Consider the following 26,698-nt stretch of genomic DNA (forward strand, 5'->3'; position numbering starts at 1 on the left):
GCCGCAATGAGCAGGCTAGCTGATGTCGACCCGGACTGTCATCAACACAGTGACAGCGGGGTTCCGGTGGAAACCGTGATTATTCCTAATATGCGTGATATTGGCGATTTTTCCGTTCGCCGTATATTACCCGCGCCCAAGCGGCGGGCCGTGGGGCCTTACGTATTTTTTGATCATATGGGGCCAGCCACGTTTAGGCCGGGCACCGGTCTGGACGTTCGACCTCATCCACACATCGGTTTGTCCACGCTAACTTACTTATACGAGGGCAGTATTTTGCACCGCGACAGCCTGGGCTTTAAACAGCTTATTACCCCTGGCGCGGTAAACTGGATGACCGCTGGTCGCGGGATTGTTCATTCGGAGCGAAGCTCAGATGAAGCGCGCACACAGGGCCAATCTTTGATGGGGCTACAAGTGTGGGTCGCGCTGCCTAAAGCGCTTGAGCAGTGCGCTGCGAACTTTGTGCATTACAGTGTTTCGAGCTTGCCCGAGCTTGAGGCCGAAGGTGCGAGGGTGAGAGTTGTGGCCGGGGAGTGCTTTGGCGTGCATGCCCGATTAGAGACACAATCACCTCTGTTTTATGCCGATGTGACACTGGTGCCGGGCGCGAAAATAAAAATTGATGCCGAGTATACCGAGCGGGCCATTTATCTTGTGACAGGGTCTATCGAGGTAGACGGTTGCCGTTTTAGCGAGGGGCAAATGGCGGTGTTAAAGCCTGCTGCAGAGATTATTGTGCGCAGCGCAACCGGGGCGGTTTTTGTGGTTGTTGGCGGTGAGCCGCTGGATGGCCCGCGACACTTGTGGTGGAACTTTGTTGCCAGCGATCGCGAACTGATCGAGCAGGCAAAAGCGGATTGGCGCGATGGTGAGTTTGGCCATGTTCCGGGCGACGCCGATTTTATTCCTTTGCCGGAGGCTTAGTGCCTTTCTCGTTAATAGGCTCACCGGCCGCATGAGCGGTTTCTTGGTCGACACCATTGGCAACCTGCATGCAGTTTTCATAAGCCTCTTCGGTGGTTTCATAACTACAGCCATAGTGATTCGCCATCTTGTGCTGAGTACAAGCCGAGGTGAATAGCAGGGCTAAAAGAATAATCAATTTCTGCATAGTGTGGGTAAAGCGCCTAAAGTTTAGGTTGTTAAGCGTAAAATTAGCCGGTGTTTTCTAGCCGTGTACCATTATGCCTGCCCGACAATTCTTTCAGCAAGGGACACTGCATGGTTATAGCGGACTTTAGCGCGCTAGCGGCATAATCTAGCGATTGAATAATACCGCTTACAGGTTTTTTTGGTAACAGTTGTTGCCGGTAAGCGCTGGGGGTAAACTGTTATTATCGTCTGTTGCATAGGGATACGCTCAGTTAATAATAAAATATAGGCGGCTCTTATGGCTCCGACGGGCTTGCCAAGTAAACTCGGGCTACGCTATCGCCTGTTCGCCTCGCCGAGAGTTTTGGCCCGGCGGGGCGGTGCTAAGCTGCCCGGATTCCCGCAATGAAAACAACACGTTTGCTTAAGCCTGTTCTGTATGACGATTCCGGCCAGTATTGGATCGGGCAACTCATCTTTTGGTTTGGGCTCTCCGTTATCCCATTTCTCGGTATGGTGCTTTGGTATGAGCGCGCCGAGTGGATTTATATTCAGCACATGTTTTTACAGGCGGCCATGGGGTTGGTGCTGTCGCAGGTGTTGGCTTACTGTTATCTCGCCATCTGGCCTTTCAACGCGCTGGTGCGCCTCGTGCTGGCATTGTTACTTGCTGGCCTCACGGCATTAGCATGGACGGCATTGCGTATTGTTACCTACATTTGGCTCACCGATGAAGAGGGTACATGGGCTGAGTTTGGCGGCTGGTATTTTGGAGCCTTTTATATTTATCTTTGTTGGTCGGCGTTGTATCACGGGCTTAATTATTACTTGTTGTTGCAAGTAGAGCACGCCGCCCATCTGGAGGATATAGAGCGTGCCCGGCATGAACAAATAAGACGATTAAAAGCCGAAGCCATCGCCCGAGAGGCGCAATTAAAAATGTTGCGCTATCAAATAAACCCGCACTTTTTATTTAACACATTACACTCGATTTACGCATTGGTTCGTTTAAAAGAAGAAAAAAAGTCGTTGGCGATGATTGACCGCTTGGGTAAATTTTTACGCTACTCGCTGGAGTATGACCCGAATGTAAAAACGACTCTCGATGATGAACTGAAAACCCTATCGCTGTATATCGACATAGAGCGCATTCGCTTTTCCGATCGGTTAACTCTAAACATCCACGTAGATGAAACAGCAGGGCGGGCGCAAGTGCCGAGCCTGTTATTGCAGCCTCTCATTGAGAATGCGGTAAAATACGCGGTAGCGGGTACCGAGCAGGGGGCAAAAATCGCGATAAGCGCCCGGATCGCAGAACAACGTTGGCTGGTGATTAGCGTCGCTGATAACGGCCCAGGGTTTGGCAAAGCTCGCAGCCATAGCGTGCCCAGTCACGGTGTCGGTCTGCGCAATATTAGCGAACGACTGGAGACACTGTTTGGCGAGAACTATCAGTTTCAATTGCTCGATGTTGAGCCCCATGGCTTGAATGTCGAAATTCAAATCCCTTACTCAATCTAGAAGTAGCTTTGCGATGACACCACTAAAAACAATAATTGTAGATGATGAGCCTTTAGCATTGCAGGTGTTGAGTGCCTGTTTGGCTGAGTTCCCCGACATTGAGGTGGTAGCTCAGTGTCGCAACGGCCGTGAGGCCATCGAGGCTACGTTGCGGCTACAGCCGGATCTCATGTTTTTGGATATTCATATGCCAGGCAAGAATGGCTTTGAAGTGATTAAAGCGCTGCAAAATGATGTGATGCCAATGGTGGTGTTCGTCACTACGTATCAACAATATGCTCTCGATGCATTTGATTTGCACGCTGTGGATTATATCCCTAAGCCGCTCGACGAAGAGCGCCTGGCTCGGGCCGTAGGGCGAGCGTTAGAGCGCTTTCAATCTACTCAGGCGCGGGGCGAGCTGAAACAACCGTTAATTGGGGCGATTGATGATTTACTGCAGCGCTTAAGTGACAACGCCGATAGCGCGCCCTCGGTAAACAGTGCGCACTCGCTGAGCGATGCCAAATTGGTGGTGCGCGATGCCGGCTCAGCCCGGGTGATCGCGCAGCACACGATTGATTGGGTAGACGCTGCGGGTGACTACATGTGTATTCATGCCGAAGGTGAAACTCATATTATGCGCAGCACCGTAAAAGAGCTGGTTGCGGCACTGGATGAGCGCTTGTTTCGGCGGATTCATCGCTCTACGATTGTTAATGTCGAGCGCATCGCCAGTGTGCAATCTTTAAGCAAAGGCGACTATCTGGTGTTGCTCGAGTGCGGCGAGCAACTGAAAGTCAGCCGTAGTTATAACGAACCCATTAAGCAACTGTTAAAAAAGCTCTAGTGCTCAGCGCCGCCGAGTGTGAGGCGGTTCACAGCCTCTTCGCCGCCGTATCCCGCTTGTCGCTTCAAGAGTCCGGCTTATCTTGCGTCGCTTGCGCCAAAAATTTGGCTGGTGCACTCTAACTCTTGCCCATCGTCTGGAACGTGTCATAAAAACAAGCCAGGCGCATCTCAAAGGAATGTGCCAGCGGATTGTTTCCGCGGCTACCCTCTCGCAGGCAAGCTTTAAAAATCCTGACATTACAAAACCTATAAACCGAATTGCAGGACAATAAGATGATGATTTCGAGAAAGCCACTTTGGCAAGCCATCGTGCTTGCGGGCTCTTGCGTTGCGGCGCAAACAGCTAGCGCCCAGAGCACCCCTATTTGGTCTGATGAGTTCGATGGCGAGCGTTTAGACCGCTCCATCTGGAGCTTTAACACCGGTGGTGACGGCAACGGCAATGGCGAGTTGCAGTATTACACCGCCTCCCACGACAACGTTTACTTAGAAAACGGCAACCTAATTATTGAAGCCAAGCGTGAGGCTTACGAGGGCAAAGAGTTTACCTCGGGCCGTATTCACACCAATGGCCGCTTTGGCTTTCGGTACGGCACCATTGAGGCACGTATCAAGTTGCCCGACTTAGCCGATGGCCTGTGGCCCGCCTTTTGGATGATGGGCAATAACTTTGGTATCGATGGCTGGCCCAAATCCGGCGAGTGGGACATCCTGGAGGCCGGTTACAAAGCGGCTATCGACGCTGGCACCGTGAACCACGCGGTCTCCGGTGCGCTGCACTGGTGGCATGAGTCGGGCGACTGGAGCGATTGGCTGCAAGCCGATGCCGCCGCCGATATCGAGACGCCTTTTAACCTCAATGATGACTTCCACACCTATAAAATGGATTGGACCCCCGAGCAGGTGACCATGTATGTGGATGATATCGAGTTTTTTAACATGGATATCACCGACCCTAATATGTCGGAGTTTCGCGATAACCCAGCCCACATTATTTTAAATATGGCGGTGGGCGGCTGGAATTTTGTTGAGCTAACCGAGCCGAGCCAGATTACCGCATCCTTCCCGGCCAAAATGGCGGTGGATTATGTGCGCTTATACGAAAACAACTACACCGAAATCCACCGAGCTGAAGATACTCTGGCCACGGGCACTTACGGTGTCAGCACTGAAACGACACCGGTGTTTAGCGAGCTAAACTGGGGCGATAATACCAACCTGTATATCTGGAACAACATGACCACCGCCACGACGGCGCCGTCCGAAGGCAGCTCGGCGCTGGCCTACGACATTGCCCCCGGTGACTGGTGGGGCATGGGTTTGCTGCACAAAGACCAAAACTTGCGCAACTATAAGCACGGTTATCTGCACTTCGATATGAAAACCGAGTCGGTTGAGCCGATTACGATTGGGCTATCAAGTACCTCGGGCGGTGATGGCTCGGTAACTCTGGCCGCCGGTGGCGATCAGTTTGGCTTGCAGCGCACTGGTGAGTGGACTCATGTGGCGATCCCCATGGCTGAGTTTGGCGGGGTCGACTTTGAAACCATTAAACAACTGTTCAGCATGTCCGGCCCGGCCCCGGCCGAGGCGATGAACATCGCCGTGGACAATATCTACCTTACCGAGAGCGTTGAGCTGGACGCGCCTGAATTTGGCGCTTTTGGCATTTATACCGAGACGCCCGAGCACCGAGATGCCGGTGATTTTGCGTTTGGGGTAAATGGCGACTTGTTTATATGGGACGATACTCTGGCACTGCAGCCTGACGGCATTCTCGAAGGTAACGGCTCATTGCATGTGGATTCGACTGGCAAAGGCTGGTACGGCATGGGCCTTACCGCGCGCGAAGGCTTTAATTTAACCGCTTTTGATAACCCCAATGGCATGCTGCACTTCTCCATGAGAACCACCTCCAACGCCGAGTTTAAAGTGGGCATGAAGAGTGGCAGTGTCGACGATATCGGCCAGCTGTGGGTCGACTTTGCCCCCGGCGCCGATCCTTACGGCTTTGCCCGTGACGGTCAGTGGCATGAGATCGTTATTCCCATGTCCGAGGTTGCTCTAGACGTTGATCTGTCGGATGTTCGCCAGGTGTTCCAGCTGCTGGGCGTAGGCGAAATCGAGGGCCTTGCGATTGATGACGTGTATTTGTCCGGCGGCGAGCAGGCCACGCAGTCTGGCAACAATGGTGAAGTGGTTAACCGTGCACCGCAGGCCGCCATAAAAACCTCGGTTTCACAAGGCGGTGCGCCGCTTACCGTGGATTTTGATGCGAGTGCCTCTACCGATGTGAACGGCGATGAGCTTACCTACGTGTGGGACTTTGGCGATGGTAGCTTGGGCAGTGGTGCTACCGTTACCCACGAGTACCAAACCGAGGGCAGCTACGAGGTAATCGTCAGCGTCAGCGACGGTGAGCTGGAAGACACCACCACCAATTACGTTATTGTCGATGGCAGTCACAGCTCGGCCAAAAGTGCTAAGCGCGGTTTAGGCTTTGGTCATCACTCTGAAGAAGATCTGGCCGCTATCTCTGAGGGCATCAGCTGGTGGTACAACTGGAGCCACAAGCCTGATGTTCAGATTGCTGATGTGTATCAAAACTACGGTGTCGAGTTTGCGCCGATGGCCTGGAACGGCGGGTTTGATGATCAGGGTATGCGCGACTATATTGCCGCCCACCCCGATGTTGAGTACATCCTGGCGTTTAACGAGCCCAACTTCCTTGATCAAGCCAATATGACGCCGTCACAGGCGGCGGCCGAGTGGCCGCGATTGGAGGCCATCGCCGATGAGTTCGACTTAGACATCGTCAGTGTTGCCATGAATTACTGCGGCAACTGCAACAGCGAAGGTGGCACTACATACTACGACCCGATCGACTACCTGGATGATTTCTTTGATATCTGTCCAGACTGTCGTGTGGATGCCATCTCGATTCACGCCTATATGGAAGATGCCGGTGGTGTTGAGTGGTACGTGGATCGCTTTAAAAAGTACAACAAACCGATTTGGATGACAGAGTTTAGTCACTGGATTGATAGCACTACCCTGGAGGATCAGAAGAAATTTTTGATTCAAGTGGTCGACTCGTTTGAGAACGATGACGACGTTGAGCGTTACGCGTGGTTCACCGGTCGTCGCAACGGTCACCCGTACAATGGCTTGTTTGATTATCGTCAGTCGGGTGTTTTGACCGAACTGGGTAGCATTTACGTCAATATGCCGGTGCATAACGACAGCAATGTGCACTCGGTACCCTCGCGTGTTCAGGCCGAAGAGTATGCCGATATGGATGGCGTGCGGGTTGAGCAGACCGACGACTTCTCGGGCTTCTTAAACCTAAGCGATATTGCGCCGGATGCCTGGGCCGACTACAAGCTTAATGTTGACGCCTCGGGCAGCTATGAGCTGAACTTGCGGGTTGCCAGTGAAGTGGGCGGCACCATTACCCTGTTGCTTGACGGGCAGCAGAGCGGCGTTGTCAGCGTTGGTTCTACCGGTGGCCTGCAAGCGTGGGAGACTGTGACCGAGTCGATCGACCTGAGCGAAGGTGCACACACATTACGTTTAGCGTTTAGCGATGTGGTGAATGTTAACTGGATGGACTTTAGCGTTGAAGACGACGATACCGGCCCTGAGCCAACGGCCAATCTGGCTACCGGCAAAGCGGTTTATACCTCGTCTAACGAATCCGATGGCATGAGTGGCGCGCAAGCGGTTGATGGCGATGCCGGCACCCGTTGGGCCAGTGGCTGGACTGATGGCGAGTGGATCTACGTCGACCTGGAGCAGGTGTACAACATTAGTTCGGTTAACCTGAGCTGGGAAGCGGCCTACGGCAGCGATTACCAGATTCAGGTATCCGACGATGCCAACCACTGGAGCACCGTACGCACGGTATCCGGTGGCGATGGCGGTGTTGATACGCTGACTGATCTTGCGGCCAGCGGCCGTTATGTGCGTCTGCAAGGTGTTGCACGAGGCACGGCGTGGGGTTACTCACTGTTTGAGATGGAAGTATACGGCAGCGCCAGTAACGGCGGTGGCAGCTCATCCAGTGTTAGCTCGTCTAGTAGTTCGTCCAGCAGCTCTGAGGATAGCTCTAGCTCATCCAGCTCGTCGTCTAGCAGCAGCTCGGTAAGCTCTAGCAGCGAGCCGTCAAGTTCCAGCTCCTCCAGCAGCAGTAGTGTGCCTACCGGCTCAGGCGGCAGTGATATGGCCGCCGCTGCTCAGGTGGATGCCTCAACGGTTGAAGGGGGTTATTGGTTGGCCAGCTATGCCACCGATGGCGATGCCAATACCCGCTGGGCTAGCGAGTTTAGTGACGATCAGTGGGTTCGCGTAGATCTCGGCTCAACCCGTACCATTACCAATGTGGTACTGAGCTGGGAAGCCGCTTACGGCAAAGGCTATCAGATACAAGTGTCTGACAATGGCAGCGACTGGACGACTGTGTTCACCGAGGCCAACGGCAATGGCGGTATCGATGACCTCGCGGTAAACGCCACTGGCCGCTATGTGCGTATGCTCGGCACCGCGCGCGGTACCGGTTACGGCTATTCACTGTGGAGCTTTGAAGTCTACTAAGTAAAAACATCAATAAGTGCAAACGCAAAAGCCCCGGTATTTGCCGGGGCCTTTTGTTAGCACTTACTGCTTGCCTCAAACCTGAGTAAGTCCTGCTACTCGGTTCTTCCCCGTCGAAACTCACTAACGGCTGCTTAGCGAAGTGTGGACCAATACAGCGACGGGGCTTTTTCTCTGGTTTTACATCAGCGCTTGGCTTTGGCCGTCTGCCATTAAAATACTGGCTTCTTTGAGCAAACTGTTTTCGTTTAAGTAGCGCGCAATCGAACTAAAAGTGGCGGTAGCAACGGGGCCTGAGTGGTCATCCCGTGCTATGTCTTTCATTACCACGCTGCCCAGTAAAATTTTAATAGGGCTCTCTTGCACCAGCATTGGCTTAAAGTGCGCTTTGGCGTTGGCTTTTAATTTCGCTTTGTCTTGGGTTTGATAAATCGCCGAATTAATAACATCGAGAGTATATTCGGTACAGTTTTGATATTGGGAGTTAAACGGGTTAGCGATGGCCGAGTAGCTCGGTACATGCACCGCTTGCGCTTTACCTTCGGCATACAAGCTAATCAGCCGTTGCTGTAAATCGGCGCTGGGGATAATTACTCCCGCTTTTAGGGCCTTGGCCGACCAGAAAAAGTCGGTGGGGTAATCCGTTACCAATTCACTTTCATCTACCGCATCGGCTTTTTGGTACAAGTTGTGAACCGCATAGCCTTTGCGTGTGGTGCCGTCCTCGAGCGCGATGCTCGAATAAATGGCAACGGCCGTGTGAGTGAAGCGAATACCCTCCGGCAGTGAGTCCTCGGGCCGACCTATCCGGCCAATAATAAAGGCGCGCGCGCCACGCTGGGCGGCGTAGTGTTCTACCGACTTGGCAAAGGCGGTGATTTGTTCGGCGGGAAACTGGTTATCCTCGGCGCTGGCACTACCCGCCCACAGGCGGGTAGGCAGTACCGCGGTGCTTAGTATTAACAGCAGTGCGGTAAGTTTTTTCATGTTAGATCGCTCCCTGATCGTTAACGGTTTGCATATGTTGGCGCGGGGCCGGGTCGGCAATGATGGTATCATCTGAAATCTCTAACGGCTCGTCATCAAGCGCAAATTCCATCATTTTTTCACCGGTTTTGCCGGCCGCTTTACCAACTTCGCCCACCACTACGAGCGGTGTCGCTACCGCAGCACTAACGACCTGAGCGCCAGCGGTGGCAGAGTGTCCGGCGGCCAGTGCGGAGTGCTCGGCCGCTTTACTGGCGTTTTGCGATGCCGCACAGACGGGCAGAGCACATAAGGTTAATAACGTGAAAAGTCCGATTTGTTTTGTTGATTTATTCATGTTGTTCTCCGTTTACTTAATGTCCATTAGTGGTTGCTGTTGACCAGCAGGAGCCATACTAATCGAGGGCTATTTAAAGTAAACCGAAAGTGATAATGTAGCGATTTAATACTCTTTAAGTCTATGGATAGTATACTTTGAGTCAGATACCTAAGATTTGCGACGCGTTAAAGACCCTGTTGCGTGAGCGCGGTATTACCTATCGGGACCTTGCCGCCTCGCTCGATATGAGCGAGGCCAACGTCAAGCGTATGTTCTCGCAGCACAGTTTGAGCCTGGCGCGGCTAGAGGAAATTTGCCGCGTGCTGCATTTAAGCCTGCATGATTTTTTTGCTCTGGCCGAGCCGGTCAACAGCGAGATTACCCAGCTAAGCCTGGAGCAAGAGCAGCAGTTGGTGGATAGCCCCACCTTGTGTTTGGTGGCGGTTTGCGTGCGTGATGGCTGGAGCTATGAAGAGATCATCGAGCACTACCGCATCTCTGAGCATGAGTGCGTGCAGTTATTGGCCCAGCTCGATCGCTTAAAGTTGTTGCAGTTATTGCCGGGTAACAAATACAAAGTATTAATTTCACGCAACTTGCGCTGGATTCCCGGCGGGCCATTAGAGCGATTTATTACCGAGGATGTGATCAGTAAGTTTTTACAGGGCAGCTTTACCGAGGAGGAGAGCTTTCGGTTTTACTTGCGCGGGTCATATTCACAGGCGTCTATTCATCATTTGCAGCGGCGCCTAGAGCAGCTTACCGCGGAGGCCGAAGAGCTGAACCGTGTGGACGCTAAGCTCCCGCTTGGCCAGCGCACCCATATTGGTATCTTGATGGCCATGCGACCTTGGGAACTATCGCAGTTTCAACAGCTGCGGCGCTAAAGCACCGCAGCTGTGTTCGCCGTTGATTAAGCCTTTAAGCTTTGCACGTCGATTACAAAGCGGTATTTAACATCACCTTTTTTCATTCGCTGATAGGCGGTGTTGATGTCTTTAATGTTCAGCATTTCTACATCGCAGGTAATATCGTGCTCGGCGCAAAAATCCAAAACCTCTTGGGTTTCGGGCATCCCACCGATCAAAGAGCCAGCCAGTACGCGGCGACGCATAACTAATCCACCGGCTTGCAGCGCGGGTTCTACCGGCTCTAACAAACCTACCAAAATGTGTACCCCGTCAAAGGTTAGGCAGTTAATGTAGGGATTTAAATCGTGCTGTACCGGAATAGTGTCCAGCAAGTAATCAAACTGTTCGGTGGCGGCGGACATTTGCGCTTCATCGGTCGAGATAATCACATGATCGGCGCCTTGCTTTTTTGCCTCGGCGATTTTCGACTCAGACCGGGTAAAGATAGTGACCTCGGCGCCCATGGCTTTGGCGAATTTAACGCCCATATGGCCCAGTCCACCCATACCAATCACGCCGACTTTATCGCCCTTTTTAACACCAAAGTGTTTTAGCGGTGAATAGGTCGTGATACCGGCGCATAAGATGGGCGCGGCACTGGCCGGGTCGAGCTTGGCCGGAACTTTCACCACAAAGCGATCGCTTACCACGATGTTGTCGGAGTAACCGCCCATGGTAATAGAGCCATCGTGGCGATCTTCGCCGTTGTAGGTACCGACAAATCCATCTTTGCAAAATTGTTCGAGGCCGGATTCGCACGCCGGGCAGTGGCGGCAGGAATCCACCATGCAGCCAACCCCCACCAAATCACCGACTTTATGGTCGGTCACATTATCGCCTACTGCGTTAACGCGGCCGATGATTTCATGTCCGGGAACGACGGGGTAGACGCTCATTCCCCAGTCGTTTTCGGCAAAGTGAATATCGGTGTGGCACACGCCGCAGTAGTCAATATCAATGGCAACGTCGTCGGGGCGCAGGGCGCGGCGGGTAAATTCGTAAGGCGCCAGCGCGCTGCTGGCCGATTGTGCCGCATAAGAATAAGTGGTGCCCATGGAGTTCTCCTTGAAGGGTTAATAACATCGTCCTGTATTGTGCGTTAGCAGGGCTGTTTTGGATCACTGATTTATCGGCGTTTTTTGCTTATTTCTCCAAATTTGTCTAATTACGGCTCGTGATTGCGGTAGCGGGTTGGCATACTGTATAGCACAAACTTGAAGATTTCAGGCGGCACTATGAATCTACCGGCCATGATGAGGCTTATTAAGCCGCTACTTAAGCATGACGGATACTCCGATACGGCCCTGAGTGGTGTAAATGTATTTTGCAGTCATAAGCCACTTGCGCGCACTCCTATGGTGTACCAGCCGAGTTTAATTTTTGTGGCTCAGGGGCGCAAAATTGGCTATCTGGGCGATCGCGAAATTCATTACAACCCTGGCCACTATTTGGTGCAAACACTGCATCTGCCTTTTGAATGTGAAACATTTGCCAGCGAGCAGGCACCATTGATGGGGGTGTCGGTACACATAGACCCGGCGATGCTGGCCGAACTGGTGCATGCGATGCGGTATTTGGCTGACGTGAACCGGCCTCCAGAGCCGATGGCGTCGGTGCCTATGACCGAGGCGATGGAGGAGGCGGTGACCCGCTTGTTACGGGCGCTAGCCGAACCTCAAACAACTCAGTTGATGGGGCCGGGGCGAGTGCGCGAGGTGGTTTTTGAAGCGCTTAATGGCGCTCAGGGGCCGGCACTGAGAGCACTGGTGGACGGCAGCGGCAATTACTCGCGTGTTGTGCAGGCGCTGGAGTTGATACACAGCGATATTGCGGCCGGGCTAACCGTCGAGCAATTGGCCGAGCAGGCGCATATGAGTGTGTCGTCGTTCCATCAGCACTTTAAAGAGGTCACGCAAAGCTCGCCGCTGCAGTACATTAAGCGAATGCGTTTGTTAAAAGCCCAAATGCTGCTTAGTCGGGATGATTTAAATGTGACGCAAACCGCGGAGCAGGTTGGCTATCACAGCGTCAATCAGTTTAGTCGCGATTACAAACGTTACTTTTGCGTAAGCCCGCTACAGGATAAGCGTGCGTCACAGCCACGTATTGCGGGCTAGGTGTTATATACCCAAAAATTAATACTGTAGCCTGGCACCCGGTTATCGGCCTCAGATTGAGGCAATTGCGCCAGCGCCATATCGCCTTTTTGCAGCTTGGGCCGAACTCCGTTGATAAACACCTTGCGGCTGGTTAGCTTTTTAGCCGTCACCTTGTAGCGCTCGGCTAGCTGGCCGTTAATGTCGAGAGTCAGACGCACGCCCCGCGGCTTTAGGTTAATAATCATCACCGTGTGTTGCTTGCCGTTTGGATGGCGGTGGCAGTAAACCCGCAAGTGTTTATCGCTGTGGTAACAGCGGTGTACCTGACGCCCCATCAGCCGAACCCACAGCCAGCTTACCCAGTAATCGGGCCGAGGCTTTAGGGTTAAGCGATCGAGCAAACCGTAATCTCCCCCCAACAGGCTCTGGCGTACCATCACTTGGTGCCCTAGCAGCGCGCCTTGCCCCAGCTGGTCGGCCCACCAAAACGACGAGATAAACCGATCCGATAACTTGGGTTGCCCGCCACACTGGGCGGAGCCGGTTTCTCCGGTCCAGAGTTCCGCCTGGGGTTGGTACTGGTCGCGCCAAAACGCGAGTGTTTGACTGTACTTGTCGAAGTCTGCGTAAGATTTTGGGTTGAGCAGGGTGCGTAAGTTGGCGCCGCGGGTGCGCACCGGCGAGCGGGTGCTTTGAAACGGATAGTAGTGCCAGTTGACGATGTCGAGCGGCGCGGTTAGCTCTTGTAAAAAGCGTCGGGTAATATTGGAGAAGGGCTTAAACGCCTCGCCGATTAGGGGCCAGAAGGCGCTGCCGGGGCCTGATACGCGCGCTGCGGGATAGTATTCGCGAATATGGTTGATAAACGTTGTGTAGTCGGCAGCTAAGTCTCGTGCCTTAGGTTGGGCCCGTAAACCGTGAAACGCCCAGTAAGCGTTTAGCTCATTGCCCAACTCAAACACGTCAATGACATAGTCGTGCTGGGTACTGTAATCGAGCAGCTCTTTTACCTCGTCGCCGCACCATTGGCCGTGATCGTGGCGGGTAAACAATCCGTACTTAACGGTAAAAATCAGTTTGAGATTATTGCGCTCAATAAATTGATGCAGGCGGTCCCATTGTTTGCGTGTCAGTACCAGTGCATCTGGCTCGTCGGGGGGGGCCGCAAAGTAGTGAATTTTGTCGGCTTCGGAGCCGCCGATACGTAGGTACGAAGGGCCCAGCGCCTGTACCAATGCATCCAGTTTTTTCCCTTTAAGTGCCAGTGGTGGTACCCGTAATGTACCCAGGCCGCGACGGGAACCCTCGCTACCTTCCCACCAGAAGCCACCAGCGAGTACGGATATATCAATCGAAAACGATAAGTAATGGGGGCTGACACTAGAGTGGATGCTTTGGGTTTCGATGGTCACCGCGACCGCGCTGCTGGCGGTACCGGCACGAGCTGTGTATTGGCGCTTTAAGCGGGCGTACCAGCGCGGCAGAATTAGTAGCAAAGAGTTAGGCATAGTAATATGAGCGCCTATATAGCAAACAGAGAATGTCGCGCCGATAGTAGCGTTTCAATGTGAACAAAAGGTTGCAGTATGCAGGTTAAAACAAAGCACTATCTGATCTCTGGGCGGGTGCAAGGGGTGTCATATCGGGCCAGCACTGAGCAACAAGCGCATCAGTTAGGTTTAACGGGTTGGGTCCGAAACTTAACTGACGGACGCGTCGAATTGAAGGCCTGCGGATCGGAAGTACAATTACAGGCACTAGAGCAATGGTTGTGGCAGGGCCCTTCACGGGCGCAGGTAAGCGACGTCGTTGTGAGCGAGGTGACGGCAGTTCCTGACGATGACTTTGCAGTGGCTGCAACGGCGACAACGGCAGAGCGGTTGTAGCGGGCTATGCGGTATTTTTGCGGCGATGGCGACATCGTCCTCACCCTAAAATGCTGAGCGACTCCAGGGTTACTTGAGCGTTACTCGCGCTTGCTCCTTCTTCAGCGATAATGCACCTACGAAGCTTTAAGTTTTTTTAGCAGCGTAAAACTGCCGACTAAAATGCCCCCGGCGGCGATCCCAACAATAGCGTTAATGAGTGTGGGTGTGAGTGCCCCCAGAATGGCGCCTACGCTGGGCAAGCTGGCCGCCCATTGGGCACTGTGCTCACTAACGTGATGCAGAACCGAAACGCCGTGAACTAAAATGCCCCCGCCGACCAAAAACATGGCAATGGTGCCAGCGATCGATAGAAACTTCATAAACTTTGGCGCGGCCGCCAGGAGTAATCCCCCCAGCGATTTCTGCCAGGCGTGGTTGCCATTTCTTTTAAGCCATAAGCCTGCGTCATCAATTTTAACAATGCCGGCCACTAAGCCGTAAACGCCGATGGTCATGCTCAGCGCAATAATACAAAGCACGATAATTTGCCGGGTTAAATCGGCTTGGGCGACTGCGCCCAGGGTAATGGTGATAATCTCGGCGGACAAAATAAAATCGGTGCGGATAGCGCCTTTAATTTTGTTTTTCTCAAAGGCCACCATGTCGGTTTTATGTTCCGCAAGTGCCTTGAGGCGAGCCTCGCGCTCGGAGTTCTTTTGTTGTTTCGGATGCAGCCACTTGTGAGCTATTTTTTCAAAACCTTCAAAGCATAAGAAGCCACCGCCCAGCATCAGCAGGGGGACGATAAACCACGGAATAAACGCACTGATCAGTAAGGCTGCAGGCACCAGAATAAATTTGTTGAGCATTGAGCCTTTAAATACGGCCCAAACCACCGGCAGTTCGCGCTCGGCCTTTACCCCTGTGACTTGTTCGGCATTGAGTGCTAAATCGTCCCCCAATACGCCGGCGGTTTTTTTGGCGGCTACTTTTGTCATTACCGATACGTCGTCAAGCAACGTGGCAATGTCATCGATCAATGCTAACAGACTAGTTCCCGCCATAACTTAGTTCTCTTGTGATTTACCAAAGACCAACACAAAGCGATCCGTCTTGCCGCGGATACTGGGGTCAAAGACATTCAGAGTCAAATCATCGGCGGGGTTCTGTAACGTATCGGGCTGCTTAAGCAGAACAAAACCGGCCGCTGTTATGTCGTTAATCGCGGTAGACTTTTCCATGCGGTGGAGTGATTTTGTTTGACTGATGCCGGTGCCTTGGGCGCCGCTGTGATCGATAACAACCAGTCGGCCATCGGGTTTTAAGGCTTGGTACAACTGGGCAAGAACGCCTTTACGGTCGTGAGGGCCCCAGTTGTATTCTGGCACTTCGTGGTATAAGTCGTGGTAGGCCATAACCAGTAAAAAACCATCGACACTGCCGGGCGCAAAGCCCAGCTCGTCAGTCTCGCTGACAATAACGTCAAACGCTGATGGCGTGCCTAAGCGCTCGAGCCGCAATGTTAAGCCGTCGTTGGCAAAGGCGGCAAAGGCTGCGTTGTTGTGGAGTATGGCGTTGCCTTCAGGCCCTACGGTGCTCGCCAGTAGCTCGGTGTAGTAACCTGAGCCTCCCAATAGGTCAACGACGGTTTCGCCCGGCTCGAGCTCAAGCAGCGGGATAATGTCCTGGGGCTTGCTGGTTTGATCACGCTCTAGGTCTTTCGCGCTGCGCTGCTCGTCGGCCTTTGCTTCAGGTGGTATCTGAGTCTCAGCCGCGAGCCAGCTGCTAGCCAGCAGTAGCGATAGAGCTAATAGATGGGGTGTGTTCATGGCGACGCTCCGTGTATAGAACAGGCGCCCAATCATAACACGATGTTAAGTCGGTTAAATTAACCGCGCAACGTAAAGAATGCGCCAACCGGTAGCTAACACTCGTTGCTATAGAGAAAGCTTGCGACGCCACTTGCGTGGGCGTGCGCTGAGCCCGGTGTGCTTAAGGGCGCTCGCCGGGCAAAAACTTGTAATGGCTTGTAGTTGTTCGGTGTAAAAACGCGCATTATGCTCTGGCGAGCCGCTTTTTATGAGAGATAACAGAGCCATGATAGAAATCGAACTACGGCCGGTAACGGATGCCGATACGCCGTTTTTGCAGTGTTTGTACCTCAGTACCCGGCAACAAGAGATGGCGATGGCCGGGCTTACCGGCGAGCAGGCGACGGCGTTTTTACTCTCGCAGTTTAACGCCCAGAGCATGCACTACCGCCAATACTACCCGAAGGCACAGTGTGATGTTATTGAGTATGATGGTGTGGCCACTGGGCGCTTATACGTAGATCGCTCGGGCGAAGATATACGTATCGTCGATATTGCGCTGTTGCCGGAGTATCGGGGGCGGGGAATTGGTTCGCAATTATTGCAAAGACTTATGGCCGAGGCGCGTGACGCTGGCTTGGCGGTATCTTTACACGTCGATAAGCATAATCCGGCGCTGCATTGGTACAAACGCCTCGGGTTTGTCACGTGTGAAGATCGCGGAGTCTATGATTATATGCGCTATTCGGATGCTGGTGTCGGTGCAACAGCGGCCGATCAGGTGGGCTAGAATATCCGTGTGGTATTAGCCCAGTACGGTATCCAAATACATCATTACCGAAAACCCGGTTAGTAGGGAAAACGTGGCAAACCCTTCGTGGTTACGTCGATGGGTTTCGGGAATAATTTCATCGCTGATAATAAACAACATAGCACCGGCAGCACCGCCTAGAATCCATGGCAGTAAAGGCGTGGCAACCGAGACGAGTGCGGCTCCAAATAGGCCTCCGACAGGCTCCAGTAACCCGGTTAAGGTGGCCACCCCAAACGCGTACCAACGTGTGTAGCCAGCCGCCAGTAACGACACCGCCACCGCCAGCCCCTCAGGTATGTTTTGCAAGCCAATACCAATGGCCAGTGGCATACCGTTATCAACGTCACCATTGGCGAAGCCAACGCCAACGGCCATCCCCTCGGGGAAGTTGTGTAACGTAATGGCCAATATAAACAGCCAAATTCGCTGCAGGTGTCTGGCATCGATGCCGGGTTCTGGTTTTTGAAAATGCTGGTGAGGTGTGTATTTATGAATCAGTGCCAGCAGTGCCGCACCAATGAGCATTCCGCTTAGCACCATTAATACCGCGCTGCTCTGCTCATGACCCTGAGATTGTGCCTGATCGATGCCGGGTAACAGAAGTGAAAAAATAGAGGCCGCTAGCATAATGCCGGCCGCAGCACTTAGCAAAATATCTTCAGTGCGTGAAGACAGTTTACGAACTAGTATAATTCCAGCAGCACCCACCGCTGTCATCATGCCCGCCCCTAAGCTTGCCAAAAAGCCCAGAGTGATGATGTCCCAGGACGAAACCATACACGCGCTCCATATAAAATAACCGCTCTATTGTGTCGTTGCTGAGGGCGGAACGCAATATTAATAACCACACGTTATTGCGGACGATAATAAATATCGACGTGTGGTGTGTCGTCTTGTTCCGGAAAGCTGAGGTTAGACACTCCTCGATACTGAACCAGGCGTTTGTCCGAGCGCTGATACGTTAACTCGATGGTATCCACCAGCATTCGCAAAAACCAGTTATTAATGTCCAGTGACAAACATAAGAAAAGGTCTGGATCATACTTAGTACATGGACGAGAAATGAGTTTTAATTCAACCAGCCTTTCGCGCCGGGGTAATAAAAAGAAAAACGTTTCTGGCTTCCCCTGGTTGAGGCTTTTCCAGTGCTGACGTACAAAGGGATCGAATCCCGCATCGACCACGAGAGGTGACTGAATGCCGACCTCTGCGGTGTATTGTTTCCCCTTGTCAGAGCGTTGAATATTGATGTGCTTATCGTTGACGGTAACTTGCAGCGACTCTTGATTGCGACTGTCGGTTAGCGTAAAGCTAGGGGCCGTCGGTCGCTGGCCGAATGTCAGCGTTTTTTGCGCCCAGGGGGTTCCGTCTGGTTGCGTGTAAATGACCTCTTGCTGCCTGATAGCGTCATTAATGATCGAGTAACTGTGTACCTCACGATACAGTAGTGTCTCGGTGGCTTGGCGGTATGCCTCTCCCGTGACATCGCGAGAGGTATTAGTGGCTTGCGTCATCGAGCAGGTGAAAGCCAATAGCAGTAAGCAAAAAATCGATGGAGTACGCTTAGCGTTATGTGTCACGACAGCCTCCTCGCGTTTGGCCGGCAGTGCCGGCGACAATAACAGAGTGCTGTGGGAAACACGATGGCCCAGCCAATGGCTACGGCCATAAGAGGTTGCCAAATCGGTATTGCAAACTGTGCGTCGCTTATTTTGACCCCGGCAAAGTAGCTGATTGGGGCAAATAGGGCAGCCAGTAATGCGCTAGCTAACGGGTATCGCGCCAGCCAGTAAAGTGAATGATTAACCGTGGTGGCAAAGAGTACCCAAAGGCAAATAAGCCATACAGGGATTAAAGCAAACCATTCGCCGATATAAACGGTGCTTTGTGGCGCTGCAAAGCTGATAAGTCCGGTGCTCATTAATAGCCCGTCCCAGACGATACCGGCCAAGGCGATACCGGCTAACAATCGCCACTCGCGGGGCGAGTGAAGAATAAATATAGTGTGAACAACAAGCGCGACCAGGGTAAAGCCCAGCGCCCAATAAGAGCCGCCGATCAAGCAAACGAACCAACCGACTTGAAACAGCGACATATTGGTGATGAGCCTCACCAGGTGTATGCGTTGCGCTTTTAGCATAGGTTCAGCCTTAGTGCGCGGGTTGGCGCCATTGCGGTTTTGCCAGTAAAAATTGGCCGGTGCCAATCACCCGCTCGCTAAAGCCACCTTCGCAGTAGCTTAAATAGTACTCCCACATGCGAATAAATGTATCGTTAAATCCCAGGGCTTTTACTTGATCAATATTCCCATGAAAACGCTGTCGCCAATGGGCAAGCGTTAATGCGTAATCCTCGCCAATGTCCTCCATGCCAATCATTTGCATGTCCGTGTGACGGCTAAGCTGGTGCGTGATCTCTCGATCGCTGGGCAGGCAGCCGCCCGGGAAAATATACTTTTGAATAAAATCGACAGACCCTTTGGCGTACTCAAAACGTTGATCTGGAATCGTTATCGCCTGCAGCAGCATTAGCCCATCCGATTTTAATCGCGCCGAACACGTGGAGAAGTATTCGCGATAGTATTCGTGCCCCACGGCCTCAATCATTTCAATAGAAACGAGCTTGTCGTATTGACCGGTTAGCTTGCGGTAATCTTGACACAGGACGGTAACCTGCTGCGACAAGCCAGCTTGCTCGACAGCCTGGCAGGCATGGCGGTATTGCTCTTGAGAAATAGTGGTAGTAGTGACTTGGCAACCGTAGTGGCGGGCGGCGTGAATCGCCATGGCGCCCCAGCCTGTGCCAATCTCCAACAGGTGGTCAGCGCTGGTCAAGTGTAATTTTTGACAAATGTTATCAATTTTGTCTTCTGATGCCTGCTCAAGTGTAGTGGTGGGGGAACTAAAGCGAGCCGCAGAATACATCATGCTTTTATCTAAAAATAGCGAAAAGAATTGGTTGCTTAAGTCATAGTGGGCGGCAATATTTGCGCGAGCTTTCTCTTCGGTGTTGCGGCGAGACCAGTGATAGAACTTTTCAAGTAACTTGCTGATACCTACGCGCGAGCCGTCAACACTGTTAAGTAAGTCGATATTGGCGCACATTAATTTTGTCAGGGCGGTAAGGTTGGGAGAGCTCCAGGCTCCGGCCATATAGCCCTCGGCACCGCCAATGGATCCGCCCAACATAAACCCGCGGTAGGCGCTAGGTTGATTAACGACTATGTGTGCATGAGGCCCTTCGCTCGTCGCCGGTTCGCCCAAATAAAGGATTTCGTCCTGATCTTCAATAATCAGCCGGCCCACACGAATTTTTTTTAACTGTCGCACCACCTGCTGCTTGGCAACACGATCCAGCATGCTGGGCTTAACATGGCGTTCTATTCTCGAGCGGTTAAGGGTTTCCATCGTCATGCTAGATTACCTAATCGTTACTTTTAACATACGTTTTATTGGCGTTAACTTTGTTGGCGTGACGAAATAGTGGAACACGTTTTAGCCAAAGTTTTAGAGCCTGCCAATAGATGGCACTGGAAACTTTTGCAGTCATCCAAGGGTAACGAAGAATTACCTTGTTCAGCGCCGCCGTGGTGATAGCTTCACGCTGTAGCGACAGTGTTGCATCCATGACCTCTTTTGCATCTTTGGTGCAGGTTAGGTCAATGGTTAAGCGCTTTCCGGGCAGGTTGCTACGCCATTGATACTGCATGTCCATCGGGTTAAACGGCGACACATGCATGCCTTTATTAAAGGTAAACCGTTGAATATTTTCACTGTTATTAATATTACGCGAAGGTTCACCTTTCGGATCACAGGGCAGCACATACTGAATGCGCTCTCGCCAGGGCGTGTTGGTAACTTCAGCGACGATGTAGCTTAAGTGTTCTTGTTCATCAAAGCAGTAATAGGTAGTGATTGGATTAATGATAAACCCAAAGTAACGCAGGTTGGTAAGCACCCGAACAGGGCCGGTATGGTGTTGTCCGGTTTGAGCAAAGATCTCGCGACGAACCGCGGTGTCTAGAGGCGTGTTCTGGTCACCTAGAAAATCGCTGCGTTTATAGCGCGCGAGTGCCCACCGGTGGCTCGACCAAAAACGCGATTTCGCCATAACCAAGTCTATCTCCCGGGTATCGAGGTACATCATAAATACCCGATACGTAAACGCATGGGCGCGCGGTGTAAACCGCCGGTGTCTTACCCAGCCGTGGTAGATACCGCTGTGTTGAATAGCAGGAGTTTTACTCATGAGGCATCGGCTGTATTTAGCGCATCGCTTACGCGTTTGGCACTAACCACGCCGTCCTCATGAAAGCCGTTGCCCCAATAAGCGCCGCAAAACCACGTTCGATTGACGCCGTTGATGTCGGCCCAACGCTGCTGGGCCGCTATAGCCCGTTGCGTGAAAACCGGGTGAGCATAGTTAAAGCGCTGTAAGATTGTATCGGGGTTGATGGCGCTGGTGTCATTTAAGGTCACGCAAAAGGTCGTACTGCTGTTTAAGCCTTGTAAGATGTTCATGTTGTAGGTTAGTACAGCGCGCTCTTGTTGGTGCTGGCGTAAGCGGTAATTCCAGCTCGACCAAGCCAGCTTCTTTTGCGGTAACTGATGGGTATCGGTATGCAGGATTACCTCGTTGTTTTGATAGTCAATAGCCCCCAGTACCGTCTGCTCGCTTGCGCTGGCATCACCCAGCAGCGCACTGGCCTGATCACTGTGACAGGCAAAAATTACCTGATCGTACTGCTCGCTCTCACCATTGGCACGCAGCACGGTAACACCGTCGGTTTGGCGGGTAACCTGGGCGATCTCCACATTGGTTTCGATAGTCGCGCCGCTGGCGGTAATGGCATTTGTCAGTGCGGGCAAGTAATTACGTGAGCCGCCACTAATCACTCGCCACTGCGGGCGATTATTGACACTCAGTAAACCGTGGTTGTTAAAAAACCGCACAAAAAATATCAGCGGAAAATTCAGCATAACCTGCGTTGACGCCGACCAAATGGCGCAGCCCATGGGGATAAGGTAGTGATTAATAAAGCTGTCGCTGTAACCGCGCTGCTGCAGGTATTTACCAAGCGTAATATCTTGCTCAAGCTGATTGCTCTCGAGATCGGCCACCGCCTCTTTGTTAAAACGCAAAATATCGCGCACCATCACTAAAAAAGAAGGCCTGACAAGGTTGCGCCGCTGGGCAAACAGCGTGTTGAGGTTATTGCCGCCGTACTCGACGCCGGTGGTGTCGCAGCTGACACTAAAGCTCATTTCGGTGGCTTGGGTCGCCACGCCCAGCTCGTCCAGAAGCGCTATAAAATTAGGGTAGGTCCAGTCGTTATACACAATAAAACCGGTGTCGATGGCCTGCTGCTGGCCATCGACTGTGACATCTACCGTAGCGGTATGGCCGCCCACCCGGCTGTCGCGTTCGAGTACATGAAGTTGGTGTTGGTCTTTTAAATAATAAGCCCCACTTAGGMCGGCAATGCCGGCGCCGATAATCGCAATCTTCATAAGTTGCTCTCAACAGGTTTTTTATTTTTCATAGCCCGACGCCACAGGCCGGGTAGTAAGCGAGCTAGCCATAAAAGGGCGGTTAAGCGACGCGGAAAGCTCAGCGCTATCGCCCGGCGCTCGATAGCGCGGCACATACGTGTGGCGGCTTGATCGGCATCCATTAAAAAGGGCATCGAGAAATCGTTTTTTGCAGTTAGAGGCGTGTCAACAAAGCCCGGATAAAGTGCGGTTACGTCTAGCTCATTGGCGAGGTCGAGCCGCAAGCTATCAAGGAAGTAGCTTAGGGCGGCTTTCGAAGCGCCGTACGCCTCGGCGCGGGTAAAGGGGGCGTTAACCACTTGCGACACCACTCCGACAATGTGGCCCCGAGTGGGGCTTTGACGCAACAGTGGCAGGGCAGCTTCAATGCAGTTGACGGCGCCATTGAAGTTGACGGCAAACACTCGCTCTATGGCGCGCCAGTCAGGGTGCGGAAAGTCAAAATACTCACAGCTACCGGCGTTGGCGATAAGCCTGTCGAGGCGGCCAAGTTTACTTTTTATTAAATGAGCGGCGGCCGCTACCTCCTCGGACTGGGTGACGTCCAAGGGCAGGCAGAGGATGCGGCCGCTTCCAGAGTACTCGGTGGCCAGCTGAGTCAGTGCCTGGTGGTTGCGGGCACTGGCGATAACCCAGTGCCCTTGCCCTGCAAGCTGCAGCGCAAGGGCACGACCCAGGCCGCTGCTGGCGCCGGTTACCCAGTCAATTGGAGTATCGGCAGTTGGCGCTTGTTGGCGGTTAAAATCCGCGAGTTGGCTCATAACTCCCCCTAACATCAGCGCGCGAGACGAACTTTGAGCCAGCGGGTAAGGCGGCCCAGTACCGGTATATGGTCGTAGAGCAGGGCGCCCATATCGTAGACATCTTCGTGAAAATCGATTTTGTCACTAAAGTGCAGGTGAGATACGCCGCGCACGGCGATGAGACGGTTGCCCAGTTTTTCATGGCGAAAGCGCATCACCCACTTAATATAGGCATTGTTATCGGCGATAAGCTCGTCTAGATACTCAAATCGGCACTCGCTCAAGCCCTCCGCCTGAGCGGACAGATAGTCCTGTAGCGCGACCACACCTTCAATATCGTGCACCGGATCTTTAAACTTAACGCTGCTGGCGTATACCTGATCCAGCCGGGCGATGCTAGTCTCATCGAGCTGCTGGTAGAGCCGTTTAAAATCGCTCAGCAGTTGGTTGGGCTGAGCAGCGGGGGTGATTTTGGCTTGTGTACTGGACATAATGGGCTCGAATCAATCGGTTACATGTTGTTTAGCATACGGCTCCGGCAAACCTTTGGATCATGTGATCCAGTATGGCGGCTGCAACGTAATCAGCTTATACACACCGTTAGTATGGCCCACCGGGCATACAACTCGAGAAAAAAGGCGCAACCGGTATTAATGACCGCCGGCTGCCATAACAAACTAGGTAACCATCCCTATGGTGCAGGCACAACAAAAGGCAGATCAGCAAAAGCAGCTTAAGCTGTGGCTTAGTGCCGTGGGGCAATCGCGGGATCGTGCGGCCTTTGCTAAGTTATTTGAGCACTATGTGCCGCTTATTCGCGCCTACAGTTTGGCGCAGGAGCCAGGCGCTACCTTGGTGGCCGACGATTTGGCGCAAGAGGTGATGATCAAAATCTGGAACAAGGCTGGCAGCTATAACTCAAGCCTCGCGAATACCAATACCTGGGTTTTTACCCTGGCCCGTAATGCGCGTATCGATGCGCTGCGTCGTAACGGTCGGTACAACACGAATATTGATGCCGATGATTTATTTGAGCATCTTGAAGACGATGGCCCGGATCCGTTTCAGGCCGCGCAAACACTTATGACACAGGAAACAATACACGCCGGATTGGCGCAGCTGCCTAAAGAGCAGGCCGACGTATTGCACAAAGTTTATCTGCAGGGTCGCAGTCACCAACAGGCGAGTGAAGAGTTACGCCTGCCGCTGGGCACGATTAAATCGCGAATCCGCCTGGCGCTAAAGAAGATGCACCTGCTGATGGGAGGGCAATAGTATGGCGATTACCCAACATCCAAGCGGCGACTGGCTATCGGCTTATGCGGCTGGGTCACTACCTTTGGGGCAGTCTCTGTGTGTGGCGGCGCATTTAGAATACTGCAGCCAATGCCGTCAAAACTACTCGCGCTTGAGCCAGCTCGGTGGCGAGCTTATGCAGACGTTAGAGCCCGCACCCAGTCAGAAGTTATCGTTAGAGGCGTTAATGGCTCGTATCGATACACAGCCCGAGCAACCGCCACAGGATATTGAGGCCGAAGGCCTGGATTTGTCGCCCGAGCCGCGTCAACTGAGCCCCGACAACAACTCAGGTGTTCCGCGCAGCTTACGCAAACTCATTCCCAACGGTTACGATAAGCTCAAATGGTCACGTATTTCTTGGAGTATTCGTTCAGCCGAGCTATGCCGTGACGATAAAGGCTTAAAGGTCGAGCTACTGCGAATTAAACCAGGTGGCGCCTCACCCAAGCACACACATCTAGGGGATGAATTGACGATGGTGTTGCAAGGTAGCTTCTCTGACGAGGAGGGCGTGTATCATGCGGGCGATTTTATGGCTTGTGATCAAACGGATACGCACACGCCGGTGGCCAGTGTTGATCGTGAGTGTATTTGCCTGACTGTGACTCAGGCTCCTATACAGCTCTCAGGCTTTTTCGGACGCTGGTTTAACCCCCTTTTACGGCGTGGTTATACGCCCAGTTAACGTAATAAAATGCCGACAATTTTGCCGGCGTTTTTTTAATTGTGTGCGTTAGGCGTTGTTTGGCTCTTTGCCAATCACCTTGTACGCAACGGCCCCCAAGAGCGCGCCGATAATAGGCGCCAACCAAAATAGCCATAATTGCGCCACGGCCCAGTCGCCGACATACAGGGCAACGCCGGTACTGCGTGCCGGGTTCACCGAGGTGTTGGTAACCGGGATGCTAATTAAGTGAATTAGGGTTAGGCACAAACCAATCGCGATAGGCGCTAGCCCTTGCGGCGCGCGCTTATCGGTAGCCCCTAAAATAACCACCAAAAACATCATGGTCATCACCACTTCACACACCAGCGCTGCCAATAGGCTATAACCGCCGGGCGAGTGTTCAGCGTAACCGTTAGAGGCAAAGCCTGCGGCTACATCAAACCCCGTTTGACCGCTGGCAATAATATAAAGCACTCCGCCGGCGGCGAGCCCGCCTAACACCTGAGCAATAATATAGGGTGCCAAATCTTTAGCGGCAAAGCGTCTTCCAGCCCAAAGACCTATGGATACCGCCGGGTTTAAATGGCAGCCCGAGATATGCCCAATGGCAAACGCCATGGTTAACACAGTTAAACCAAAAGCCAGAGAAACTCCGACAAAACCAATCCCGAGCTCCGGGAATCCGGCCGCTAATACTGCGCTGCCGCACCCCCCAAGTACTAACCAAAACGTGCCAATAAATTCTGCGCCATATCGATTCATTGCAAGTTCCCTGCATTAATCCATAATAGTGTTGATTGTCGTTGCTCCAGAGGTGGCGCTAGCACGCGGCACTAAGAGTCCTATTTATAAATAGCAGGTTTTGCCAAAAGCGCCAGAAATAGGCCTGCAATCAGGCACTTAGGGGGTCTTTAAGTTCAGAGGGTAAGGCCTGCCCGATTTGGCTAGTAAAGGTTATGGAGCAGCCGATTAATGTCGTTTAATAACCCGCTCCCGTAAGGCGTTATTAAATAAATCAGCGTGCCAATATTGATGAGAACCGTAAGCCAGAATACCGCCCGAAATGGTTGTTTTCTGGATTTATGGCGCAAATGCTGTTGCGCAAATAAAGCGCCGGGCCAGCCACCGATCAGTGCCAGCCAGTGTAACGTGGCCTCAGGGGTACGGCGACGGTTGTGTTGTGCGCTGGACTTATCCCATGCATATAACAGGTAGGTAAAAATGCTGACGCCCAAATACAGCCACAACAGTACGGGCGGGACACGGTTTATTAGCACCAAGGTCGCCACCATGGCCAAAAATACAGCGCTGGTAATAAAAGCGTTAAACGCCTGACCGGCATGTTGGCTGCGTTTTGGTTTTAGGGGGAAGACTGCTACCGCCCGGTTGCGCCCCCGAGCATCGGGTTCGGCGGTAAATGTAACCCGCTCTCCGAGCGTGGGCCTCGCCCCGCGAACTTTATAGGCCGACACATGAAAAAATACTTCGCGTGTGTCCGATTCGGGCAGGATAAAACCGTACCCTTTGTCGTCGTGCCATTTGCCAATAATACCTAGCTTAACGGAGTCGGAGTTTTTCATCGTATGGG

The 26,698-nt window shown here is 52.6% G+C and carries 27 protein-coding genes; 10 read left to right on the forward strand and 17 right to left on the reverse strand.

Annotated features, from left to right (window positions below):
- Window positions 1-6 precede the first annotated feature (6 nt).
- A complete protein-coding gene (locus tag SD69_RS03185; RefSeq protein ID WP_041522057.1) occupies window positions 7-927 on the forward strand; it encodes a pirin family protein in 921 nt (306 codons plus the stop codon).
- Here SD69_RS03185 and SD69_RS03190 read toward each other — a convergent pair.
- A complete protein-coding gene (locus SD69_RS03190; RefSeq protein ID WP_041522058.1) occupies window positions 905-1,114 on the reverse strand; it encodes a hypothetical protein in 210 nt (69 codons plus the stop codon). The genes SD69_RS03185 and SD69_RS03190 overlap by 23 nt on opposite strands.
- Before the next feature lie 386 nt (window positions 1,115-1,500).
- On the opposite strand from SD69_RS03190, the gene SD69_RS03195 reads away from it, so the two are divergent.
- The 3 genes from SD69_RS03195 to SD69_RS03205 all read left to right on the forward strand — a co-directional run bounded on the left by SD69_RS03195 (window position 1,501) and on the right by SD69_RS03205 (window position 8,040).
- Window positions 1,501-2,616, forward strand: coding sequence for a sensor histidine kinase (locus SD69_RS03195; RefSeq protein WP_041522059.1), 1,116 nt, complete (start codon window positions 1,501-1,503; stop codon window positions 2,614-2,616).
- 13 nt (window positions 2,617-2,629) lie between these two features.
- Window positions 2,630-3,445 carry a LytR/AlgR family response regulator transcription factor gene (locus SD69_RS03200; RefSeq protein ID WP_041522060.1) on the forward strand — a complete coding sequence of 272 codons (816 nt, stop codon included), beginning with the start codon at window positions 2,630-2,632 and terminating at the stop codon, window positions 3,443-3,445.
- 275 nt (window positions 3,446-3,720) lie between these two features.
- On the forward strand, window positions 3,721-8,040 hold the full coding sequence (locus SD69_RS03205) for a glycosyl hydrolase (RefSeq protein WP_232301146.1): 4,320 nt from the start codon (window positions 3,721-3,723) through the stop codon (window positions 8,038-8,040).
- Window positions 8,041-8,220: 180 nt separating this feature from the next.
- Here SD69_RS03205 and SD69_RS03210 read toward each other — a convergent pair whose 3' ends face one another.
- Together SD69_RS03210 and SD69_RS03215 are read right to left on the reverse strand one after the other, a co-directional pair.
- Window positions 8,221-9,027, reverse strand: coding sequence for a DUF2145 domain-containing protein (locus tag SD69_RS03210; RefSeq protein WP_041522061.1), 807 nt, complete (start codon window positions 9,025-9,027; stop codon window positions 8,221-8,223).
- A gap of 1 nt (window position 9,028) precedes the next feature.
- Window positions 9,029-9,364, reverse strand: a complete 336-nt coding sequence (locus tag SD69_RS03215; protein ID WP_041522062.1) for a hypothetical protein — start codon at window positions 9,362-9,364, stop codon at window positions 9,029-9,031.
- A gap of 137 nt (window positions 9,365-9,501) precedes the next feature.
- On the opposite strand from SD69_RS03215, the gene SD69_RS03220 reads away from it, so the two are divergent.
- The gene (locus SD69_RS03220) at window positions 9,502-10,233 is read left to right on the forward strand and encodes a helix-turn-helix domain-containing protein (protein WP_041522063.1); all 732 of its coding nucleotides are present in this window, start codon (window positions 9,502-9,504) and stop codon (window positions 10,231-10,233) included.
- A gap of 26 nt (window positions 10,234-10,259) precedes the next feature.
- On the opposite strand, the gene SD69_RS03225 is transcribed toward SD69_RS03220, so the two are convergent.
- Window positions 10,260-11,312 (reverse strand): NAD(P)-dependent alcohol dehydrogenase, encoded by a 1,053-nt coding sequence (locus SD69_RS03225; protein ID WP_041522064.1) that lies wholly within the window; start codon window positions 11,310-11,312, stop codon window positions 10,260-10,262.
- Between the two features lie 180 nt (window positions 11,313-11,492).
- Here SD69_RS03225 and SD69_RS03230 point away from each other — a divergent pair, with 180 nt between their 5' ends.
- Window positions 11,493-12,374, forward strand: a complete 882-nt coding sequence (locus SD69_RS03230) for an AraC family transcriptional regulator (RefSeq protein WP_041522065.1) — start codon at window positions 11,493-11,495, stop codon at window positions 12,372-12,374.
- Here SD69_RS03230 and SD69_RS03235 read toward each other — a convergent pair.
- Window positions 12,371-13,864, reverse strand: coding sequence for a glycosyl hydrolase family 79 N-terminal domain-containing protein (locus SD69_RS03235; RefSeq protein ID WP_041522066.1), 1,494 nt, complete (start codon window positions 13,862-13,864; stop codon window positions 12,371-12,373). The two genes, SD69_RS03230 and SD69_RS03235, sit on opposite strands and share 4 nt — an antisense overlap.
- Before the next feature lie 78 nt (window positions 13,865-13,942).
- Here SD69_RS03235 and SD69_RS03240 point away from each other — a divergent pair, with 78 nt between their 5' ends.
- Window positions 13,943-14,242 (forward strand): acylphosphatase, encoded by a 300-nt coding sequence (locus SD69_RS03240; protein WP_041522067.1) that lies wholly within the window; start codon window positions 13,943-13,945, stop codon window positions 14,240-14,242.
- Between the two features lie 116 nt (window positions 14,243-14,358).
- Here the strand turns inward: SD69_RS03240 and SD69_RS03245 are convergent, their stop codons facing one another.
- Together SD69_RS03245 and SD69_RS03250 are read right to left on the reverse strand one after the other, a co-directional pair.
- Window positions 14,359-15,288 carry a DUF808 domain-containing protein gene (locus SD69_RS03245; RefSeq protein WP_041522068.1) on the reverse strand — a complete coding sequence of 310 codons (930 nt, stop codon included), beginning with the start codon at window positions 15,286-15,288 and terminating at the stop codon, window positions 14,359-14,361.
- Window positions 15,289-15,291: 3 nt separating this feature from the next.
- Window positions 15,292-16,053 (reverse strand): methyltransferase domain-containing protein, encoded by a 762-nt coding sequence (locus SD69_RS03250; protein ID WP_041522069.1) that lies wholly within the window; start codon window positions 16,051-16,053, stop codon window positions 15,292-15,294.
- Window positions 16,054-16,303: 250 nt separating this feature from the next.
- On the opposite strand from SD69_RS03250, the gene SD69_RS03255 reads away from it, so the two are divergent.
- A complete protein-coding gene (locus SD69_RS03255; protein ID WP_198144049.1) occupies window positions 16,304-16,825 on the forward strand; it encodes a GNAT family N-acetyltransferase in 522 nt (173 codons plus the stop codon).
- Window positions 16,826-16,840: 15 nt separating this feature from the next.
- Here SD69_RS03255 and SD69_RS03260 read toward each other — a convergent pair whose 3' ends face one another.
- The 8 genes from SD69_RS03260 to SD69_RS03295 form a co-directional block, all read right to left on the reverse strand.
- On the reverse strand, window positions 16,841-17,626 hold the full coding sequence (locus SD69_RS03260) for a ZIP family metal transporter (protein WP_041522071.1): 786 nt from the start codon (window positions 17,624-17,626) through the stop codon (window positions 16,841-16,843).
- A gap of 74 nt (window positions 17,627-17,700) precedes the next feature.
- Complete coding sequence (locus SD69_RS03265) at window positions 17,701-18,429, reverse strand: hypothetical protein (protein WP_041522072.1); 729 nt, start codon at window positions 18,427-18,429, stop codon at window positions 17,701-17,703.
- Entirely contained in the window at window positions 18,426-18,989 is a 564-nt protein-coding gene (locus tag SD69_RS03270) for a DUF2878 domain-containing protein (protein WP_041522073.1), read from the reverse strand. Before SD69_RS03270 ends, SD69_RS03265 begins: the two co-directional genes overlap by 4 nt.
- Before the next feature lie 10 nt (window positions 18,990-18,999).
- A complete protein-coding gene (locus SD69_RS03275; protein ID WP_041522074.1) occupies window positions 19,000-20,262 on the reverse strand; it encodes an SAM-dependent methyltransferase in 1,263 nt (420 codons plus the stop codon).
- Window positions 20,263-20,272: 10 nt separating this feature from the next.
- Window positions 20,273-21,097 (reverse strand): DUF1365 domain-containing protein, encoded by an 825-nt coding sequence (locus tag SD69_RS03280; RefSeq protein ID WP_041522075.1) that lies wholly within the window; start codon window positions 21,095-21,097, stop codon window positions 20,273-20,275.
- Window positions 21,094-22,359 (reverse strand): NAD(P)/FAD-dependent oxidoreductase, encoded by a 1,266-nt coding sequence (locus tag SD69_RS03285; protein WP_041522076.1) that lies wholly within the window; start codon window positions 22,357-22,359, stop codon window positions 21,094-21,096. The genes SD69_RS03280 and SD69_RS03285 overlap by 4 nt, the downstream gene beginning before the upstream one ends.
- A complete protein-coding gene (locus tag SD69_RS03290; protein ID WP_052480845.1) occupies window positions 22,356-23,162 on the reverse strand; it encodes an SDR family NAD(P)-dependent oxidoreductase in 807 nt (268 codons plus the stop codon). Before SD69_RS03290 ends, SD69_RS03285 begins: the two co-directional genes overlap by 4 nt.
- Before the next feature lie 14 nt (window positions 23,163-23,176).
- On the reverse strand, window positions 23,177-23,635 hold the full coding sequence (locus SD69_RS03295) for a nuclear transport factor 2 family protein (RefSeq protein WP_052480846.1): 459 nt from the start codon (window positions 23,633-23,635) through the stop codon (window positions 23,177-23,179).
- Between the two features lie 202 nt (window positions 23,636-23,837).
- On the opposite strand from SD69_RS03295, the gene SD69_RS03300 reads away from it, so the two are divergent.
- Together SD69_RS03300 and SD69_RS03305 are read left to right on the forward strand one after the other, a co-directional pair.
- A complete protein-coding gene (locus SD69_RS03300; protein WP_041522077.1) occupies window positions 23,838-24,419 on the forward strand; it encodes a sigma-70 family RNA polymerase sigma factor in 582 nt (193 codons plus the stop codon).
- Window position 24,420: 1 nt separating this feature from the next.
- The gene (locus SD69_RS03305; protein ID WP_041522078.1) at window positions 24,421-25,128 is read left to right on the forward strand and encodes a ChrR family anti-sigma-E factor; all 708 of its coding nucleotides are present in this window, start codon (window positions 24,421-24,423) and stop codon (window positions 25,126-25,128) included.
- A gap of 48 nt (window positions 25,129-25,176) precedes the next feature.
- Here the strand turns inward: SD69_RS03305 and aqpZ are convergent, their stop codons facing one another.
- Together aqpZ and SD69_RS03315 are read right to left on the reverse strand one after the other, a co-directional pair.
- Window positions 25,177-25,872, reverse strand: coding sequence for an aquaporin Z (aqpZ, locus tag SD69_RS03310; RefSeq protein ID WP_041522079.1), 696 nt, complete (start codon window positions 25,870-25,872; stop codon window positions 25,177-25,179).
- Window positions 25,873-26,054: 182 nt separating this feature from the next.
- Window positions 26,055-26,690 carry a DUF1294 domain-containing protein gene (locus tag SD69_RS03315; RefSeq protein WP_041522080.1) on the reverse strand — a complete coding sequence of 212 codons (636 nt, stop codon included), beginning with the start codon at window positions 26,688-26,690 and terminating at the stop codon, window positions 26,055-26,057.
- Between the last annotated feature and the right edge of the window lie 8 nt (window positions 26,691-26,698).

The sequence above is a fragment of the Gilvimarinus agarilyticus genome, from assembly GCF_000832015.1.
Taxonomy (GTDB): Bacteria; Pseudomonadota; Gammaproteobacteria; order Pseudomonadales; family Cellvibrionaceae; genus Gilvimarinus; species Gilvimarinus agarilyticus.

Bases quoted from the DNA above. Each gene is read 5' to 3' on its own strand.
- SD69_RS03280 (WP_041522075.1), bottom strand. From the start codon at position 21,097: ATGAGTAAAACTCCTGCTATTCAACACAGCGGTATCTACCACGGCTGG.
- SD69_RS03270 (WP_041522073.1), bottom strand. From the start codon at position 18,989: ATGCTAAAAGCGCAACGCATACACCTGGTGAGGCTCATCACCAATATG.
- aqpZ (WP_041522079.1), bottom strand. From the start codon at position 25,872: ATGAATCGATATGGCGCAGAATTTATTGGCACGTTTTGGTTAGTACTT.
- SD69_RS03205 (WP_232301146.1), top strand. From the start codon at position 3,721: ATGATGATTTCGAGAAAGCCACTTTGGCAAGCCATCGTGCTTGCGGGC.
- SD69_RS03275 (WP_041522074.1), bottom strand. From the start codon at position 20,262: ATGACGATGGAAACCCTTAACCGCTCGAGAATAGAACGCCATGTTAAG.
- SD69_RS03200 (WP_041522060.1), top strand. From the start codon at position 2,630: ATGACACCACTAAAAACAATAATTGTAGATGATGAGCCTTTAGCATTG.
- SD69_RS03230 (WP_041522065.1), top strand. From the start codon at position 11,493: ATGAATCTACCGGCCATGATGAGGCTTATTAAGCCGCTACTTAAGCAT.
- SD69_RS03250 (WP_041522069.1), bottom strand. From the start codon at position 16,053: ATGAACACACCCCATCTATTAGCTCTATCGCTACTGCTGGCTAGCAGC.
- SD69_RS03240 (WP_041522067.1), top strand. From the start codon at position 13,943: ATGCAGGTTAAAACAAAGCACTATCTGATCTCTGGGCGGGTGCAAGGG.
- SD69_RS03305 (WP_041522078.1), top strand. From the start codon at position 24,421: ATGGCGATTACCCAACATCCAAGCGGCGACTGGCTATCGGCTTATGCG.
- SD69_RS03255 (WP_198144049.1), top strand. From the start codon at position 16,304: ATGAGAGATAACAGAGCCATGATAGAAATCGAACTACGGCCGGTAACG.
- SD69_RS03245 (WP_041522068.1), bottom strand. From the start codon at position 15,288: ATGGCGGGAACTAGTCTGTTAGCATTGATCGATGACATTGCCACGTTG.
- SD69_RS03210 (WP_041522061.1), bottom strand. From the start codon at position 9,027: ATGAAAAAACTTACCGCACTGCTGTTAATACTAAGCACCGCGGTACTG.
- SD69_RS03215 (WP_041522062.1), bottom strand. From the start codon at position 9,364: ATGAATAAATCAACAAAACAAATCGGACTTTTCACGTTATTAACCTTA.
- SD69_RS03185 (WP_041522057.1), top strand. From the start codon at position 7: ATGAGCAGGCTAGCTGATGTCGACCCGGACTGTCATCAACACAGTGAC.
- SD69_RS03190 (WP_041522058.1), bottom strand. From the start codon at position 1,114: ATGCAGAAATTGATTATTCTTTTAGCCCTGCTATTCACCTCGGCTTGT.
- SD69_RS03315 (WP_041522080.1), bottom strand. From the start codon at position 26,690: ATGAAAAACTCCGACTCCGTTAAGCTAGGTATTATTGGCAAATGGCAC.
- SD69_RS03195 (WP_041522059.1), top strand. From the start codon at position 1,501: ATGAAAACAACACGTTTGCTTAAGCCTGTTCTGTATGACGATTCCGGC.
- SD69_RS03260 (WP_041522071.1), bottom strand. From the start codon at position 17,626: ATGGTTTCGTCCTGGGACATCATCACTCTGGGCTTTTTGGCAAGCTTA.
- SD69_RS03290 (WP_052480845.1), bottom strand. From the start codon at position 23,162: ATGAGCCAACTCGCGGATTTTAACCGCCAACAAGCGCCAACTGCCGAT.
- SD69_RS03295 (WP_052480846.1), bottom strand. From the start codon at position 23,635: ATGTCCAGTACACAAGCCAAAATCACCCCCGCTGCTCAGCCCAACCAA.
- SD69_RS03235 (WP_041522066.1), bottom strand. From the start codon at position 13,864: ATGCCTAACTCTTTGCTACTAATTCTGCCGCGCTGGTACGCCCGCTTA.
- SD69_RS03300 (WP_041522077.1), top strand. From the start codon at position 23,838: ATGGTGCAGGCACAACAAAAGGCAGATCAGCAAAAGCAGCTTAAGCTG.
- SD69_RS03225 (WP_041522064.1), bottom strand. From the start codon at position 11,312: ATGGGCACCACTTATTCTTATGCGGCACAATCGGCCAGCAGCGCGCTG.